Origin of the sequence: Actinomadura harenae (assembly GCF_003696215.1) — a bacterium.
GTDB lineage: Bacteria > Actinomycetota > Actinomycetes > Streptosporangiales > Streptosporangiaceae > Spirillospora > Spirillospora harenae.
The window spans coordinates 1-15,610 of the sequence record NZ_RFFG01000149.1; the positions used below are offsets into that span (position 1 = coordinate 1).

The 15,610-nt window shown below is 73.6% G+C and carries 17 protein-coding genes; 5 read left to right on the forward strand and 12 right to left on the reverse strand.

Annotated elements, in window-relative coordinates:
• Both EBO15_RS39485 and EBO15_RS39490 read right to left on the reverse strand, forming a co-directional pair.
• A partial coding sequence (locus tag EBO15_RS39485; RefSeq protein WP_199745114.1) for a hypothetical protein occupies positions 1–487 on the reverse strand: 487 nt, incomplete at its 3' end.
• Positions 488–500: 13 nt separating this feature from the next.
• Positions 501–1,343, reverse strand: a complete 843-nt coding sequence (locus EBO15_RS39490) for a DUF692 domain-containing protein (RefSeq protein ID WP_122199587.1) — start codon at positions 1,341–1,343, stop codon at positions 501–503.
• Positions 1,344–1,713: 370 nt separating this feature from the next.
• Here EBO15_RS39490 and EBO15_RS39495 point away from each other — a divergent pair, with 370 nt between their 5' ends.
• Positions 1,714–1,881, forward strand: a complete 168-nt coding sequence (locus tag EBO15_RS39495) for an MMPL family transporter (protein ID WP_199745115.1) — start codon at positions 1,714–1,716, stop codon at positions 1,879–1,881.
• A gap of 5 nt (positions 1,882–1,886) precedes the next feature.
• Positions 1,887–3,086, forward strand: coding sequence for a sensor histidine kinase (locus tag EBO15_RS39500; protein WP_122199597.1), 1,200 nt, complete (start codon positions 1,887–1,889; stop codon positions 3,084–3,086).
• A 12-nt stretch (positions 3,087–3,098) separates the two neighbouring features.
• Here the strand turns inward: EBO15_RS39500 and EBO15_RS39505 are convergent, their stop codons facing one another.
• Both EBO15_RS39505 and EBO15_RS39510 read right to left on the reverse strand, forming a co-directional pair.
• A complete protein-coding gene (locus tag EBO15_RS39505; protein ID WP_122199588.1) occupies positions 3,099–4,337 on the reverse strand; it encodes a hypothetical protein in 1,239 nt (412 codons plus the stop codon).
• On the reverse strand, positions 4,334–5,098 hold the full coding sequence (locus tag EBO15_RS39510; protein ID WP_233616779.1) for a SigE family RNA polymerase sigma factor: 765 nt from the start codon (positions 5,096–5,098) through the stop codon (positions 4,334–4,336). The genes EBO15_RS39505 and EBO15_RS39510 overlap by 4 nt, the downstream gene beginning before the upstream one ends.
• Before the next feature lie 236 nt (positions 5,099–5,334).
• Here EBO15_RS39510 and EBO15_RS39515 point away from each other — a divergent pair, with 236 nt between their 5' ends.
• A complete protein-coding gene (locus EBO15_RS39515; protein ID WP_122199589.1) occupies positions 5,335–6,024 on the forward strand; it encodes a right-handed parallel beta-helix repeat-containing protein in 690 nt (229 codons plus the stop codon).
• A 113-nt stretch (positions 6,025–6,137) separates the two neighbouring features.
• Positions 6,138–6,950: an SGNH/GDSL hydrolase family protein gene (locus tag EBO15_RS39520; RefSeq protein ID WP_122199590.1), complete on the forward strand. Its 813-nt coding sequence runs from the start codon at positions 6,138–6,140 to the stop codon at positions 6,948–6,950.
• A gap of 48 nt (positions 6,951–6,998) precedes the next feature.
• Here the strand turns inward: EBO15_RS39520 and EBO15_RS39525 are convergent, their stop codons facing one another.
• The 7 genes from EBO15_RS39525 to EBO15_RS39555 form a co-directional block, all read right to left on the reverse strand.
• Positions 6,999–8,276 carry an alpha/beta hydrolase gene (locus tag EBO15_RS39525; protein WP_147481869.1) on the reverse strand — a complete coding sequence of 426 codons (1,278 nt, stop codon included), beginning with the start codon at positions 8,274–8,276 and terminating at the stop codon, positions 6,999–7,001.
• A 129-nt stretch (positions 8,277–8,405) separates the two neighbouring features.
• Positions 8,406–9,059, reverse strand: a complete 654-nt coding sequence (locus EBO15_RS39530; protein ID WP_122199592.1) for a response regulator — start codon at positions 9,057–9,059, stop codon at positions 8,406–8,408.
• 49 nt (positions 9,060–9,108) lie between these two features.
• On the reverse strand, positions 9,109–11,358 hold the full coding sequence (locus EBO15_RS39535; RefSeq protein ID WP_122199593.1) for a sensor histidine kinase: 2,250 nt from the start codon (positions 11,356–11,358) through the stop codon (positions 9,109–9,111).
• Between the two features lie 39 nt (positions 11,359–11,397).
• Entirely contained in the window at positions 11,398–11,886 is a 489-nt protein-coding gene (locus tag EBO15_RS39540; protein WP_122199594.1) for a hypothetical protein, read from the reverse strand.
• Positions 11,867–12,391 carry a COG4315 family predicted lipoprotein gene (locus EBO15_RS39545; RefSeq protein ID WP_199745117.1) on the reverse strand — a complete coding sequence of 175 codons (525 nt, stop codon included), beginning with the start codon at positions 12,389–12,391 and terminating at the stop codon, positions 11,867–11,869. The genes EBO15_RS39540 and EBO15_RS39545 overlap by 20 nt, the downstream gene beginning before the upstream one ends.
• Entirely contained in the window at positions 12,366–13,019 is a 654-nt protein-coding gene (locus EBO15_RS39550; RefSeq protein ID WP_122199595.1) for a COG4315 family predicted lipoprotein, read from the reverse strand. The genes EBO15_RS39545 and EBO15_RS39550 overlap by 26 nt, the downstream gene beginning before the upstream one ends.
• A 291-nt stretch (positions 13,020–13,310) precedes the next feature.
• Positions 13,311–14,024, reverse strand: coding sequence for a LysR family substrate-binding domain-containing protein (locus tag EBO15_RS39555; RefSeq protein ID WP_233616780.1), 714 nt, complete (start codon positions 14,022–14,024; stop codon positions 13,311–13,313).
• 55 nt (positions 14,025–14,079) lie between these two features.
• Between EBO15_RS39555 and EBO15_RS39560 the strand changes: the two genes are divergently transcribed.
• Positions 14,080–14,463, forward strand: a complete 384-nt coding sequence (locus EBO15_RS39560; protein WP_122199596.1) for a DUF5997 family protein — start codon at positions 14,080–14,082, stop codon at positions 14,461–14,463.
• 66 nt (positions 14,464–14,529) lie between these two features.
• Here EBO15_RS39560 and EBO15_RS44750 read toward each other — a convergent pair.
• Positions 14,530–15,610: TolB family protein (locus EBO15_RS44750; protein WP_158628486.1), on the reverse strand; the 1,081-nt coding region annotated here is incomplete at its 5' end.

A 15,610-nucleotide genomic window follows, 5' to 3' on the forward strand; every position in this document is an offset into this window, starting at 1 on the left:
GCCCCCGCGGCCGTCCGGGGACCGCGCCGCCCGCGCCGCCCGCGCCGCCCGCGCCGCCCACGCCGCGCGCGTCGATGTCGGGACGCCGCAGCTTCGTGCGTTCCAGCTCGTAGCGGGCGTAGTCGGCGAGCGGGGCGAGGTCGAGCGACGCCAGCCAGTCCGCCAGCCGCTCCGACTCCCAGATGCCGTGCCGGTGCACCGGACGCGGCGGCCGGACGAGCGTCGCCGCGAACCGCTCCCACAGGTCACGGTGGTGGTGGTGCAGGTGGGCGACGGTGACCGGAAGGCAGACGCGGATCGCCCGCCGCAGCTTCGCCTGCACGTTGCGGCGCGTGATCCGGTAGCCCGCGGGACCGGCCCCGGTGAGCATGGCCAGCTCGGCCCCGGTCAGCGCGAACCGGTCGCGCAGCGCCGCCGGGTCCCGGTGCAGGAGCGCGAGATCGTCCTCGCTGGTCAGCATCGCGGCCAGCGCGTCCGCCAGTCCCATCACACGCCCTCCATCACACGCGGCCCATCACACGCAGCCCGTCGCGTGCCGCCAGGGCCGTCCGGGCGCGGTCGACCTCGTCCAGCAGTTCGGTGAAGTCGTCGGGGAAGCCGGTGTCCCGCTCGATGAGCGAGGCCCGGACCGGGGTCCGCGCGACGACCTCGTCCAGCAGGTCCCACACGCGGGACGGCACGGGCGCGCTGTGCGTGTCGAGCGCCATCTCCTCGTCCTCGCCTCCCCCGGCCAGATGCACCTGGACGACGCGTTCGAGCGGAAGGACGTCCAGGAAGTCCAGGGGGTCGAAGCCGTGGTTGCGGGCGTTGATGTCGAGGTTCGCCACGTCCAGCAGCAGGCCGCAGTCGCAGTGCTCCATCACCTCGGCGATGAACTCCGCCTCGGTCAGCGGCGTGGCCAGGTCCACGTAGTAGGTGATGTTCTCCAGCAGGAAGGGGCGGCCGACGGTCCGCTGCACCCACTGCGCCCGCCCGGCCAGGCGGCGGGCGACCTGCCGGGTGCGCGGCAGGGGCGCGAGCAGCCCGAGCGCGACGTCGTCGGTCCGGGTGAAGCACAGGTGGTCGCTGAACCAGGGCGCGTCGGCGTCCTCGACCAGGCGGGCCAGCGCGTCCAGGTAGGCGGCGTCCGGCTCCCGGTCGGAGCCGATGGACAGTTCCACCCCGTGCGGGACGATCATGAAGCGCCGCGCCAGGTCGCCGAGCCGCTCCCGCGCCTCGGGGGCGAACAGGAAGTGCTCGCTGGTCACTTCCAGCCAGTCGATCCGGTCGGCGTGCCGGTCGATGTCCCCGGCCAGCTCCGTCCGGTACCCGAGCCCCGACCCCAGCGTCGGCAACGTCGCCACCGTCCACCCCTCACCGCGCGCATCACCGCGCGAACGACCTGAATCACTGACAGTGTCCTTTCCCGGCCGTGACAGGCGACGCAGAGGTTTCGGTCAATACCCCGCAAACCCTTCGGTGCCGGGACGGCGTCGCGTCCACCGACCGGTGGACGGGAGGTTCCACCGGTCGAGCCTGTCGAGGACGGGTCCCCGGTGAAGAGCATGGTCCGCATGCTCCCCTCTCCTGTGCGGACGGCCCGGCGGTCCGCGTGGACGTGACGCTGAAGGGCTCCGAGGCCGAGGCCGAGGACCACCTCGCGCCGCTCCGCGCCGAGACCGCGCGGGCGGGGGCCGCCCATCCCGGCGTCCGGATCGAGGAGAGACGAAGCAGATGGGCCTCAGCCTGGCGGCCGCCGTGCTGCTGGACGCGTTCGTCATCCGCGTGGTGATCCTGCCCGCGCTCATGCTGCTGCTCGGGAACGCCTGCTGGTGGCCGTCGCGCGGCATGCGCCGGGCGCGGGGCGGCGCGACCGCGCCTCCCCTGGCGAAAGTAGGGTGACCGGCATGATTCCGGCGCAGCGGGCCAACGACCGGCACCAGTTGCGAAGGCTTCATCGCTGGTACTCGGGGTTGTGGCTGGTCTTCGGCCTGGTCCCGCCGGGCATCGCCGTCCTGGGGGACGACAGCCCGGCGGTGACGAGGTACGGCATGTGCGCGCTGCTGGTCGCGCTGGGCCTCTGCTACGTGCTCTTCAGGTGGCGGCCGGACGCCCCCCTGCTGCGTCCGCGGGTGTTCCTCGTCGTCCTCGCGCTCGGCCTCGGGGCGCAGTCGTACCTGCTCAAGGGCGGCGCGGCGATGTTCATCATCTCCCTGCCCCAGTTCTGGATCCTCGGCGGACGGCCCCGGCGCGCGATCGCGCTGAGCGGCGCCGCCGCGGCGCTCACCCTCCTCGGCGCGGCCGCCGGCGGCGCCCTCGCCAGCGGCAACACCGTCTTCACCTGCATCGGCTACGTCGCGGGCGTCCTGGTCGGCCTGCTGATGCACTGGTACATCGGGCAGAGCGACGAGCGCGCCCGCGTCCTGAGCGAGGAGCTGGAGGAGACCCAGCGGGAACTGCTCGCCGCGCACCGGCGCGAGGGCGCCGCGCGGGAACGCGAACGCCTCGCCCGGGAGATCCACGACACCCTCGCGCAGGGCTTCGCGTCCATCATCGTCCTGGCCGAGGCCGCGCGATCCGGCCTCGGCCCGGACGCCGTTGAAAGCTCCCGGCAGCTGGTCTCGATCGAGCGCACCGCCCGCGAGAACCTCGCGGAGGCCCGCGCCCTGGTCGGCTCGGCCCCGCGCGCCGACCAGGGCTCGGTCGCCCGGACCCTGCGCCGGACCCTCGACCGGTTCGCCGAGGACACCGGGCTGGCCGTCACCGCCGACCTGCCCGACGTCGAGTGCGACCAGCAGGCCAGGATCGCGCTGCTGCGCTGCACCCAGGAGTCGCTGGCCAACGTCCGCAAGCACGCCGCCGCGACCACGGTCGGCCTCGTCCTCGCGCAGGAGCCGCACGGCATCGAGCTGGAGATCACCGACGACGGCCGCGGCTTCGCCGTCGGCGGCTCCCGCGGCTTCGGCGGTTCCAGTGGTTCCGGCGGGTTCGGGCTCGACGGGATGCGCGACCGCCTGGCCGAACTCGGCGGCGAACTCACCGTCACCAGTTCTTTGGGCGACGGCACCCGCGTCCTCGCCGTCGTCCCGGCCCACCAGCCCGCCTGACCATCCCGCCGCTCAGGAGAGGCAGCGGTCCGGGCCGTGGAGCGTGTAGAGACGGGAACCGAACTGGACGTAGACCTGGTGCTTGTCCCCGGTCACTTCCAGCGAGAACACCCGGTCGTAGCGTCCGTGGAGCGGATACCGGCCGAGGACCTCGCCGGTGCCGGCGTCGAGGCAGACGAGCGTCGTCCGCGGCGGGACGGTGGCGGGAGGGGTCGCGAGGGCCCAGAGCCTTCCCGGGGTGGCGGTGAACTGCTGGAAGTCGCTGCTCCAGGCCCAGGGCAGGTAGTACCCGGTGGCCAGGTGCCGGAGGGAGATCCCGTCCGCTTCCGGGGCCAGGTGCCCGACCGTCGTGTTCGCCGCCGCCCAGAGCGTGCCGTCATCACCGGGAGCCAGGCGTCCCGTCGTCAGCTGCGACAGGGTGTTGAAGCCGATCACGGTCAGCCGCCCCGGAGAGATCCTCGCGGGCATGACGACGGGGATCTGGTTCGTCACCTTGGCGAACAGCCAGGCCACGCCCGCCTTCTCGTCCACCGACACCAGGCCGAAGGTGGGCTCGTCCAGCCCGGGCGGCAGGTTGCCCACCACCCGCAGGCGCTCGACGAGGGCCCCGGTGCGCCCGTCCCTGCGGACGACGATGCGGGGCGTGGTGGGGGCGGTGGCCCAGATCGACGTCGGCGTCGCGGTCACGCTGCCGGCGTTCTCCGGGTCCAGGGGGACCCTCAGGACGACCTTCAGGGTCATGGGGTCGAGCCGCTGGAGAAGGTACCGGGTCCCGGGTGTGTTCCCCACCATCCAGAGCCCCCCGCCGGAGACGAACAGGCTCTGGGTGGACGCGCCGAACACGATCGGCTGCTCCTGCCCCGGCTGGTCGAGGCCGGGACGCCCCCGCGCCACCACCGCGCCCCCGGCGTCCACCCTGACGACGTCGCCGTTGTCCTCGACCATGTAGAGCCGGCCGTTCAGGGGGACCGGCTGGAGAGCCTTGCCCTTCAGCCCGCGGACATCGATCAGGCTGAGCCCGGACACGCCGGTGGCGGGCTCCTCGGGACGGTCGTTCGGAAGAGCCGCCAGGGCACCGGCCAGCACCGCCGCCGTCACCGCCGCCGCGACCCCGGCCATCGCCGAGGCCCGGCGGCGCCGCCGGATCCGGTGTGCGCGGACCGCCACCGACCGGACCGCGTCCGGCGCGGGCGACACCGTCTCCGCCCTCTCCTGGAGGGTCTCGCGGAGGAGCACGTCGAAATCGGTCACCGGGCCGCCCTCTCGGACTCGAAGTACCGCTTCAGCTTCGCCAGCGCCTTGGCGGACTGGCTCTTGACCGTGCCGGGCGAACAGCCGAGGGTCTCGGCGATCTGCGCCTCGGACAGGTCCTCGTAGTACCGCAGCACCACCACCGCGCGCTGGCGCGGCGGCAGGGTCGCCAGGGCCGTCCACATCACCACGCGGTCACCCGGCCAGGACGGCTGCTCGGCCCGCTCCGGCGGACTCGCCCACAACCTCTCCCGCCACGCGCGCCGCCTGGAGTTCAGCACCAGCCGGGCGATGGCCTTCCGCACGTACGGCTCCGGGTCGTGCTTGCGCGTCACCCGGGGCCACGCCGCCAGCGTCCGGGCCAGCGCGGTCTGCACGACGTCCTCGGCGTCATGCGCGGAGCCGGTGAGCAGGTACGCGTACCGCTGCAACGCGGGCAGCCGCGCGGCCACCCACTCCTCCGCCACGTCCGGCTCCCCACCACCCTCGGCCTCCGCCCTGCCCGCCCCCTCCACGAGACCCGCACCGCCCGCACCGCCCGCACTGTCCGCGAGGCCCGCGCCGTCCGCACCGTCCGCGAGGCCCGTGCCGCCCGCACCGTCCGTGCCGTTCTCAAGGGGCGCACGGGACGTGTCGACGTCCGAGTCGTCCGGGAGGTCGGTGCCGTCCGTGTCCTTTGTCCCGCCCGGGGCGGCGTGTTCGCCGACCTGGGGGGACGCGTCCGACGTTCCGTCCCGGTCGGCCACATCCGATCTCGCCACCGCCCTACCCACGAAGCAGTTCACCATCCATCCGCACTCCAAGGATTCGGCCACTGCCCCTCTACGACACGCCACCCCGGGATCCGGTTGCCCGCCGTTTCCTCCGCCCCCCGGACGCGACGCCGCCCCCCGGACGCGACGCCGTCCACCGGAACGAGGCCGGTTTCGGACAACCCCCAGGAAGTTGATCTCCGTAGGATCGCCCGCGACTCACCCCCGACCCCAGGACGGACCCGATGCGCCGACTCCTCCTGCCCGTGACCGCCGCCGCCCTCACCGGCGGCGCGCTCCTCACCGTCCCGGGCGTCGCCGACGCCGCCGCGTACCAGTGCCAGGGCGCCCAGAAGGGCGTCTACAAGATCTGCCTCTATGGCCAGAGCGGCAAGAAGATCAGCGGCCGGACGTTCGCGAACGCCCAGAACGGCATCTTCATCAAGAACTCCCGGAACATCACCGTGTCCGGTAACACTTTCACGAACCTGAGCGGCCCCAAGGGATTCGCGGGCGTCCACATCCAGGACTCCACCGGGATCACCATTACCCGGAACCGGTTCACCAAGCTCAGCAACAGCGGGAACATGCACGGCGTCTACCTGGTCCGGACGTCCCACGTCCGCATCACGAAGAACACGTTCTCCTCCATCAGCGGCGACCCGGTCCGCGTCCGCGACGGCAGCAGCTACAACACCGTCGAGGGCAACACCATGACGCACTCGGGCAGGTACGCGCTGTTCAGCGAGTGGGCCAAGCTGCCGCCGTACGGCAGGGAGAAGTGCGGCAAGGGCAACGTCCTCAAGGACAACACCTACAGCCTCAACGCGCCCAAGCAGGTCAAGGTCCTGTCCGGAGGCAAGGGCTCCCCGCCGAGGTTCGGCTTCTGCCGCCCCGCGGGCGTCAAGGACGGCGGCGGCAACCACAGAATCTGACCGAAACACGCATCGCCGATAATTGAATGGACCGGCCGACCGCCGATGACTTCATGAAGTACCCATGCCCAAGGCCGGGCGGTGAGTTTTACTACCGCACTTAGAATTGCCGTATGGGCGTGAGTCCGCGCGCCACGCTCCTCGCGTGCGCGATCATGATCGCCGGCTGCTCGAACGGCCCGGGGTCCGCCAGGCCGAGCCCCGAGGTCCCGGGGCACGAGGTGACGTCGAGCCCGCAGGCGGCTCCGACCCGCGCCGTGCCCCGGTCGGTCGTGGCCCTGGGCGACTCGGTGCCGGAGGGCGCCGGCTGCGGCTGCGACCCCTACCCGGAGCTGACCGCCAAGGCCCTGACCGTCCCCGGCACCCGGCATGTGGCGGCGACCAACGAGGCCGTCGGCGGATACACGAGCTCGGACGTCCTCGCGCAACTGCGCGCGAAGTCCAAGGTCGCCGCGAACGTGGCGAAGGCCGACGCCGTGGACGTCGAGGTGGGCGCCAACGACGTGTCCTTCGACAGGTCGTGCGGCACCTCGACGGCCTGCTACGAGAAGCAGATCCCCAAGCTGGAGCACAATCTCTCGGCGATCGTCTCCCGGGTGCACGAGCTGACGGAGGGCCGCGAGGTCCTCGTGGTCCTGCTGGACTACTGGAGCGTGTGGCTGGGCGGCCGGTACGCCAAGGAACAGGGGTCGGCCTACGTCCACGCGGCGTCCGAGATGACCGACGAGGTCAACGGCATCATCAGGAAGACGGCCAGCGCCACCGGCTCCGCCTACGTGGACCTGCGCGCGGCGTTCAAGGGCCCGGACTACGCCTACGACGAGACCCACTACCTCTCCGGCGACGGCGACCACCCCAACGCCGCCGGCCACCAGCAGATCTCCGCCGCCACCGTCAACGTCATAGACAAGACCCTCCACCCCTGACCACCCGTCCCGTCCCGTCCCGTCCCGTCCCGTCCCGTCCCGTCCCGGTCAGCGGGGCGGGGTCGAGGCGGTGTAGGCGGGGAGGGGGAGGGGCCGGTTGAGGAGGAAGGCGCGGAGGAGGGCGGTGTAGGCGGCGGGCTGGTCGCCGGCGATGGCGTGGCCGGCGCCCTTGACCATGACGAGGGTCGAGTTCGGGAGGGTCTGGCGGTAGTCGCGGGTCGCCTCCCACGTGATGAAGTCGCACTCGCCGCGCATGATCAGCGCCGGTGTCCGCACCCGGCGCAGGGCGGGGCGGGGGTCGGGCACTTTGCGGAAGTCCTTGCTGGTGATCTGGTTGACGTAGAAGCCCTGGCGGTTCTCGTGGGGCGTTCTCGGCGTCGCGCCGGGGCAGGAGGTGGTGTCCTTCCCGACGAGGGCGAGTTCGTGGAAGCGCTCGTCCGCCTCGCGGTCGCCGAGCAGGGCGTGCGCGGCGTTCGGGTTCACGCCCATGAGGAGGACGGCGGCGACCAGGCGGGGCGAGGACGTCAGCTGGTCGTAGCGCTTCCTCTGCGCGGGGGTGAGGCGCGTCCAGGGGTCGCCGTCGCCGTGCGGGAGGGCGGGGAGCCACAGGCCGCCGGGCGAGGTGAAGACGACCTTGGCGACACGGTCGGGATGCGCCGCGATGTACTGCGCGGCGAGGGAGCCGCCCCAGGACTGCCCCACGATGATGATCTTGTCCGCGCCGAGGGTGGAGCGGACGGCGTCCAGGTCGGCGACGTGGCGCGCGACCGTGTACCCGGTGATGTCGGACAGCCGGGTGGAGCGTCCGGCGCCGAGCTGGTCGTAGGCGTACACGTCGAAGCCGCTCGCGGCGAGCGCGGGGCCCGCGACCGGGATCCCCTCGCCCGGGGTTCCGGGCCCTCCGTGGAGGAAGATCACGGGCGTCGGCCTGGGCTTTCCGCGCGCCGGCGCGTGGACGTAGGCGATCCGGGAGCCGGTCGGCAGGTTCCAGAACCGGACGCCGGCGGGAGTCGCGGCGGCCGCCGGGACGGGGCCGGGCCGGAACACCGTGAGAGCGGCGGCCGCGGCCACGGCGGCGGCGAGTCCGGCGCCGAGGAGCAGCGCCGCCCCCCGCCTGCGGCGCACCCCGAGCAGCGCGAACGCCGGAAGGCCGAGCAGGACGCCGGCACCGGCCACGACCAGCAGCCCGACGACCGCGAGCAGCGGCAGGCCGGCGGTGACGGCCGCGAGCCCGACGAAACCGGCGACACCGGCGAACGGGGCCACCAGCGCGGAGGTGGCGAGCAGAAGGGCGCCGGACGACCGGCGCAGGACGGTACGTGACATGCGGCTCACGCTAGAAGCGCGAAATGCCCTGGACCTGGGCCTTCGGGCCCAATTCCAGGACGCCGGAACCCCTCGGAACGGGGGACGCCCACCCCGCCGTCCGGCGGATGCCCCCGCTCGGACGCGGCGTCAGCGGATGCCGGGACGGATGAGGCCGCTCTCGTACGCGAAGATCGTCGCCTGGACCCGGTCGCGGACGGCGAGCTTCCCGAGCACCGCCGCGACGTGGTCCTTCACCGTCGCCGGGCTGATGCCGAGCGCGGCGGCCACCTCCACGTTGGTCAGGCCGCGCGCCACCTGGTGGAGCACCTCCGTCTCGCGGGGGGTGAGCGCCGCGAGCCGCTCGGCCTCGGACGGGCCGGGACCACCGGCGAACCGTCCGATCAGCCGTCCGGTCACGGCCGGATCGAGCAGCGCGTCGCCCCGCGCGACGAGCCGGACCGCGTCGATCACCCGCTCCGGGTCGGCGTCCTTCAGCAGGAAGCCCGCCGCGCCCGCGCGCAGGGCGGCGAACACGTACTCGTCCAGGTCGAACGTCGTCAGCACGACCACGCGGGTCGAGGGGACGTCGGCGGTGATCCTGCCGGTCGCGGCCAGCCCGCCCGCGCCCGGCATGCGGATGTCCATGAGCGCGACGTCGGGACGGAGCGAGGCGACGAGGTCCACGGCCGTCTCGCTGTCGCCCGCCTGCCCGACCACCGTCATGTCGGGTTCGGCGCCGACCATCGCGGCGATCCCCGCCCGCACCACGGCCTGGTCGTCGGCGACCACCACGCGGATCACCGGACGCTCCCGGCGGTCCCGGGCAGGGAGCCCGCCTCAACGGTCTCGGTCAAGGTCGGGACACCTCCGGCAGCCATCCGCGTGCCGCGCCGTCGTCGGCGATCATCAGCGTACCGCCGCAGGCGTCCGTCAGCGCGCGCAGTCGCCGCTCCGCCGCCGCTCCGCCGGGTGCCTGTCCGGAGACCGCGACGCCTCGTCCGGAGAACGTGACCGTGACCGCGTCCCCGCCCGCGAACAACTCCCGCGCCACCTGGAACACCGCGACCTCGAGGGCGGGCGGCAGCGGCCTGCGCTCACCCGCGAACCGGACGGCGGCACCCCGCCGGGACGCCAGCGCCGCGATGCCCTGGACGGTGGGGGGAGGGTCGCCTCCGTCGTCCTGTACACGCAGGTCGGAGAGTAGTTCCCGGAGCGCGGCCAGCCCCGCCCTGGCCTCGGCGAGGACGGCGTCGAGGCGTCCGGCGTCGGCCTCGTCCGCCACGTTCTGCGTGTGCCGCCGCGCGGTCCGCCGCAGCCCGTCGGCGACGCGGACGCGCTCGGCCGCGGCGGCGGCGGACACCTCACGGTCGAGCCGGACGCGGTCTCTCGCGGCGGCCGCGTCCCGCCGTCTCCGGCGTCCGGCGGTGTGCGCGCCGAGCGCCCAGACCGCCAGGCACGGGATCGCGAGCGCCGCGGCGAGCACCGCCCCCGCCCCTGCGCGATTCCCGGTGATGCCGTCGCCACTGGCGAGGGCCGCCCCGCCCACGACCGCGACGGCGAGGAGAGCGGGCCAGGTCCGGACGCCCGGCTGGAAGGCGGCGACCGCGTACACCAACGCCAGCTCGACCCACCAGTTCCAGAGGAACACGTCGCTGAGAGGCGGCCCCGGCCATCCGGCCAGGTCGAGCCCCAGCCACACCAGGAGCGTCGCGAGGGCGATGGTCAGCGCACCCCGCGGCGCCTGCCTCCGCCACCAGAGCGGAAACGCGTGGACGGTGAACAACAGCGCCAGCGGAGCGCCGAGAAGAGGCGAGGAGAACGGATCCGGATCACCTCCCGGAGGCAGCTCGGCGCCGAGGGACAGCGCGACCGCCAGCACCACCAGCACCGCGTCCAACGCGGCCGGCCCCCGCCAGCCCCTCGCCGCGTCCAGGAAGGCACCCCACCGCTCCCTCACGCTCTCGGGCGCGGATGCGGGTGGCAGGGGGATTTCGGCGCGTACCGTCCAGCCCGTGCCGTCGGGGCCTGCGGAGAACGCGCCGCCGAGGGCGCGCGTGGCGGAGCCGAGCCCGGCCAGGCCGCGTCCCGTCCCGAGGCCGGGCGCGGCGGGAGCGCCGCCTTCGTCGGTGACCGTGACGGTGAGCGAGGTGGTGAGCGAGGTGGTGGTCTCCTCGACCCGGACGCGGCGGGCGCCCGACGCGTACCGGACGGCGTTCGTCAGCGCCTCCCGTACCACCCGATGGACCAGCGCGACGACGTCGGGCGGCGTGTCGGCGACCGTCCGCAGGTAGTCGACCCCCACGTGATCGGCGGCCAAGGCGTCGACGTCGTCGAAGGTGACGGTCCCGGCGGCCTCGATGAGGCGGTCCAGCTCCGCGACGGCCTGCCGGGCCGCGACCGCCGCGTGCCGGGTGGCCTCCGCCGCCATCTCCCGGTCGGCGAGGCGGGTCGCCGCGCCCGCCGCCACCACGACGCCCGTGAGCCGGTGCGCCGCCACGTCGTGCAGTTCGGCCATGAGCCGCTCGCGCTCGGCCTCGGCGGCGAACCGCGGTACCGCGGTGGTCCCGGCGCGGTAGGCCGCGAGCGCCGACCGGTCCGCGCGCCTGCGCCGCCGCGATCTCCCCAGGACCCAGACGATCGCCGTGCCGCCCGCCGCCAGCAGTCCCGTCCCCGCCACGGTCCTGGCGGACGCGCCCGCGACGGCGGTGGCCGCGGCCGCCGTGAGCGAGGCCGCGACGGCCCCGGTGGCGGCGAGCCCGGCCGTCCGGTGGACGGCCAGCGAGTACAACGCGACCACCAGAACCAGCGGCCACACCACGGCGTCCCCACCAGCGAAAACGCTCAGGAGAGCCGAGGTCGACGCGCCGCCGAGGGCCCACACGGGCGCGATCCGGCGCACGGCGAGCGCACCACCGGCGACACCCGTGCCGAGCACCGCGGCCATCGCCTTCGCGCCCTCGCCCGGAACCCCGGGAACGAGGACCGCCCACACGGACACCTGCACACCGACGACGGCCGCCGCCAGGATCAGATCCCGCCGGCCCGGCAGGTGCGGTTGAGCGCGCTCGGCGACGAGCGCCCTCCGCCTCCGCCACGTCACGCCCCGAACCCTACGTCCGGACGTGCAGTCGAGAGCGCCTCACCTACCGGACACTCGGCGCGCTTCCAAGGCGGCGAACGCGGCGAGAACGAGGACGGCGGCCGCCTCCAGGCCGAGCGCCAGCCAGACCGTGGCCCGGTAGCCGTACTCATGGAAGCCGAAGAGCGTGGCCTGCTCGCTGACGATCAACCCGGCGATCGTCCCGAGGAGGAACAGGATCGCGGCGATCGCGACCAGCACGTGCGGGGCCCGGCCGGCGAACGGCACGGACCGGACGACCGGCAGCGACCCGAGAAAGCGCAGCGACCTCGGCGGCGCGGCCAGGACGAGGCCCAGGACGACCGCGGTCGCGAAGTTGGCGATGAACAGGTCGCCGATGATCGGGATGACCCGGTAGTGGTCGGCGACGTACTCGTACAGGTGCACGACGCCGACGCCGAACAGCAACGGCACGGCCAGATAGCGCAGCAGAACCGGCACGGCCGCACCCGCGCCGACCCCGGCGCGTTCAGTGTTGGACGCCGCCATACGCGCTCCCCGTGGCCTGGATCTGTCCCTGAGGGGTGACGGCGAACCACGGGGCGCCGAACTGGGTGATGCCCTGCCCGCGGGTGTCGCCGCGTCCGGTGTCGGCTTGGTAGTAGTACAGGGGATGCCCGCCGTAGACGAGCTGGCGCGGGCCGTCCGGGCGGGCGATCGTGGTCAGCAGGTCCGCCTGGGCCCCGCCGGTGGCCCCGGGCGGTCCCTGGGTGGTGGCCGGGGGCCAGACGCTCGCGCAGGCGCCGAAGCACGTGGACCGGTTCGGCGGGTCGGCGGCGAACAGGTACAACGTGCGGCCCCCGCCGTCCACGATGATCTGCCCGAGCCCCCGCGCGGACGCCGTCGAGAGGTGCCGGCGGCCGGGATGCCGCGTGTTCGTGGCGAAGGCGCAGCCGGTGGCCAGCAGGCCCCCGAGCGCGACGGCGGACCACCCCCGCCAAGCGGGAGCGGCCCGGACGCGCGGCGGATCAGTAGCCGCCACCGCCACCGCCACTGCTGCTGCTCTCCTCGACCTTCTTTCCGCTCGGGGACACCACGTACCAGCCGCCGCCGAACTGGTTGAGGCCCTCGCCCTTGGTGCTGCCCTTCTGGCCGGCGTCCGGCGTGTAGTAATACAGCGGGTGCCCGCCGTAGGTCGTCTGCTTGACGCCGCCGTTCCTGGTGGTGGTGCCGATCATCGACGACTTCGCGCCCGATCCGGCATGCGGCTTGCCCGTGCTGACGGCGGGCGGCCACACCCCCGCGCAGGGCCCGGTGCAGGAGGACTTGGTGCCCTGGTCCTTCTCGAACAGGTACAGGGTGCGGCCATGCCCGTCGACCAGGATCTGCCCCAGGCCGGCCGCCGTCGCCGTTGCGACCGTCCCTCCGGCCGCGGACGAGCCCGGAGCGGACGTCGTCGCGGGCGGCGACGTCGTGGCCGGCGCGGACGTGGTCGTCGCGGCGGGCGGGGACGACTCGCTGGGGCTGCTGCTCGACTTGGACGAGGTGCTGGACGAGCCGCAGCCGGTCGCCGCGGCCGCCAGCGCCGCCACGGGAAGCGCCGTCAGCGCGACGCGGCTCCGCCACGGCCGGGACACCGGAGCGGACGAGCGTCCGGTCCTGCACAGGCTTGTTCGGGACATCAGAGAACGTCCTCCTGGGAGATATCGGCTTCGGCTGCCCGACGCCTTCCTTTTTGGTTCGGCCCGTACCCCCGGAGAACAGCGAACGAACGGACTTGCACAGACCATGACCTGGCCTTTTACTACAACGCGACGACCGGCGGAGACCGCCCGCCGCCGAAATGCCGAGACCCGCACCGTCCGGGTGCGGGTCTCGGTCACGGGTCGGTGAGCGCGGCTCTCAGACGCGGTGCCGCCTTCAGGCGCGGTGCTGCCTTCAGAGCGGGTCTGCCCTCAGACTCGGCGCGGCTCTCAGGCGCGGCGGCGCGGCCGGCGGCGCTGCTGCTGCTTGCCCGCGGCGGTGTTCTTCTGCGGCGGCTTCTTACGGCCGGGCTGCGACTGTGGCTGCGGCTTCGCTTGCTGGGGAGCGCGGCCGCGCGTGCTGTTCGGGGTACGGCCGCGGACGATCCCGATCAGCTCCTCCATGAGGTCGCTGGTCTCGCCCTCGAGCCAGGCCAGCCCGATCTGGGACTGCGGGGAGTCGTTCACCGTGCGGTACGTGAGGTCCTTGCGGTGGTGGAGGCGGGCCAGGGACTGGGGGACCAGCAGGACGCCGGCCCCCGACGCCACCAGCTCGACCGCGCCCGCCGTCGTCGCGGGACGGGTGAACGCGGGCTGCCCGGGACGCTCGTCCCAGGTCAGGACGTCGTCCAGCGGTTCGATCACGTCCTCGTCGGCGAGGTCGGCGAGCTCCACCTCCTCGACCGCGGCCATGTCGTGGTCCTTCGGCACCACGACCACGGTCGTCTCCAGGTACAGCGGGATCACGTGGAGGCCCTCGCGGTCGACGGGCAGGCGCACGAACGCCGCGTCGACACCGCCGTCCCTCAGCAGGGGGACGGCCTCGGTGGTGGGCGTCTGGATCAGCTGGAGCGGCACCTCCCGCACCCGCTCGGCCCACATCCCGGCCCACTTTCCGGGCGTCACCCCCGGCGCGTAAGCCAGCCGGAACTCACTCTCGGTCACCTCCTCAGCCTAGCCGCGTCCGGACGGCTCTCCCGCCCTGGCTACCCTTGGTGCCATGAGCACGTCCAAGGCGAAGACCCCGCAGACCATGAAGCCGGCGACGGCGGCCAAGAAGCTGGGGATCCTGCTGTCGGCAGCGCCCGCCGAATTCCAGGAGGGCGTCGTCTCGCGGGACGAGCTGAACGCGCTCCAGGCCGACCCGCCCTCGTGGCTCGCCGACCTGCGCCGCGAGGGTCCCCACCCCCGCCAGGTCGTCGCGGCGAAGCTTCGCGTCTCCGCCTCGGGCCTGGTTCGAGGCGGCGTCACGGGCCCCCTCACCACGGCGGAGATCGAGGCACTGAAGGCCGAGAACCCCGACTGGCTCGAGCGCGAGCGCGCCACCCACGCCGAGGTCCGCAAGGAGGAGCTCCGCCTCAAGCAGCAGCGCGCCAAGAGCTGACCCCTGACCTGGACGGGTGCCCGCGGCTCGGCCGAGGACACCCGTCCCTTCCCTTCCGCGGGCGGTTCAGGAGAGGTAGCCGCCGTACTCCTCGGCGGACTGCCACGCCTTGATCGAGAACCTCATGCCGACGTCACGGAACGCCCCGGTGGTCAGGTCGACGATGACACCCTGGGACGCCTGCCCCGGCCACGTGCCCTTCGCGGCGCGCGGGTCCGGTGTCCTGGTCACGTGCCTCAGGGCGAAGTAGGTCGTCGGGCTCGTCCATGCCTTCCCGCCCACCACGCCGTTGATCCGGCCCACCGAGGTGATCAGGCCGGTGCGGACGTCCACGAGGACGGCCTTGTCCATCCTCGTCGAGAAGGTGAGCAGCGTGCGCCCGTCGGGCGAGAGCGCGTTGCCGGCCATGCCGCGCAGGTCGACCTTCGGATCGAGCCGGACGGTCGCGCGCACGGATCCGTCCGGGCCGGAGACGGTGAGGGGCGCCCGCTTGTTCCGGATGTCGCCCTGCACGACCGTGGACCCGTCCCGGCTGAGGCCGAGGACGGTCCCGGCGCGCAGGGGCGTCACGGCTCCGGTCCTGGTGTCGACCAGCGTCGCCGCGCTGTTGTGGGGCTCCGCCGAATTCAGGGCGAGGTGCGATCCGTCGCCGGAGAACATCATCTGGGGGACGTCCGCCGGGAGCGCGCTGCGGCTGACCGGGGTGACCTTCCCCGAGGTGAGGTCGCGGACCACGAGCCGCTGGTCCTGGGCGCGGTAGTAGGCGATGTGCCATCCGTCCGGGCTGATCGTCAGCGGCGCGTCGGCGTTCATGTAGTTCCGCGGCTTCACCACGCGCGAGCCGATGCCGTCCGACAGCCGCCACTGCTTCCCGGACCGTCCGACCAGCCGCCATTGGGCGCACTCGCCCTTGGCGTCCGTCGTCGCCTTGGGGCTCTTCAACCTGCAGTGGTCCAGGAAGGCGAACACGATCGGTTCGACCTTTCCCTCCGGCAGCCGGCCGGGCAGCACGCCCATCGGGTTGAGAATCCCGCCGGGCTCGGTGACCAGGGGCCGGTCGGGGCGGCCCGGCCGGTCGGCGGCGGGACCGGCGGCCCGCGTGTGGCCTCCGGTCAGCGCCGTCCCGGCGAAGACCGCGGCGGCGGCC

Bases quoted from the DNA above. Each gene is read 5' to 3' on its own strand.
- EBO15_RS39515 (WP_122199589.1), top strand. From the start codon at position 5,335: ATGCGCCGACTCCTCCTGCCCGTGACCGCCGCCGCCCTCACCGGCGGC.
- EBO15_RS39550 (WP_122199595.1), bottom strand. From the start codon at position 13,019: ATGTCCCGAACAAGCCTGTGCAGGACCGGACGCTCGTCCGCTCCGGTG.
- EBO15_RS39495 (WP_199745115.1), top strand. From the start codon at position 1,714: ATGGGCCTCAGCCTGGCGGCCGCCGTGCTGCTGGACGCGTTCGTCATC.
- EBO15_RS39560 (WP_122199596.1), top strand. From the start codon at position 14,080: ATGAGCACGTCCAAGGCGAAGACCCCGCAGACCATGAAGCCGGCGACG.
- EBO15_RS39500 (WP_122199597.1), top strand. From the start codon at position 1,887: ATGATTCCGGCGCAGCGGGCCAACGACCGGCACCAGTTGCGAAGGCTT.
- EBO15_RS39525 (WP_147481869.1), bottom strand. From the start codon at position 8,276: ATGTCACGTACCGTCCTGCGCCGGTCGTCCGGCGCCCTTCTGCTCGCC.
- EBO15_RS39540 (WP_122199594.1), bottom strand. From the start codon at position 11,886: ATGGCGGCGTCCAACACTGAACGCGCCGGGGTCGGCGCGGGTGCGGCC.
- EBO15_RS39520 (WP_122199590.1), top strand. From the start codon at position 6,138: ATGGGCGTGAGTCCGCGCGCCACGCTCCTCGCGTGCGCGATCATGATC.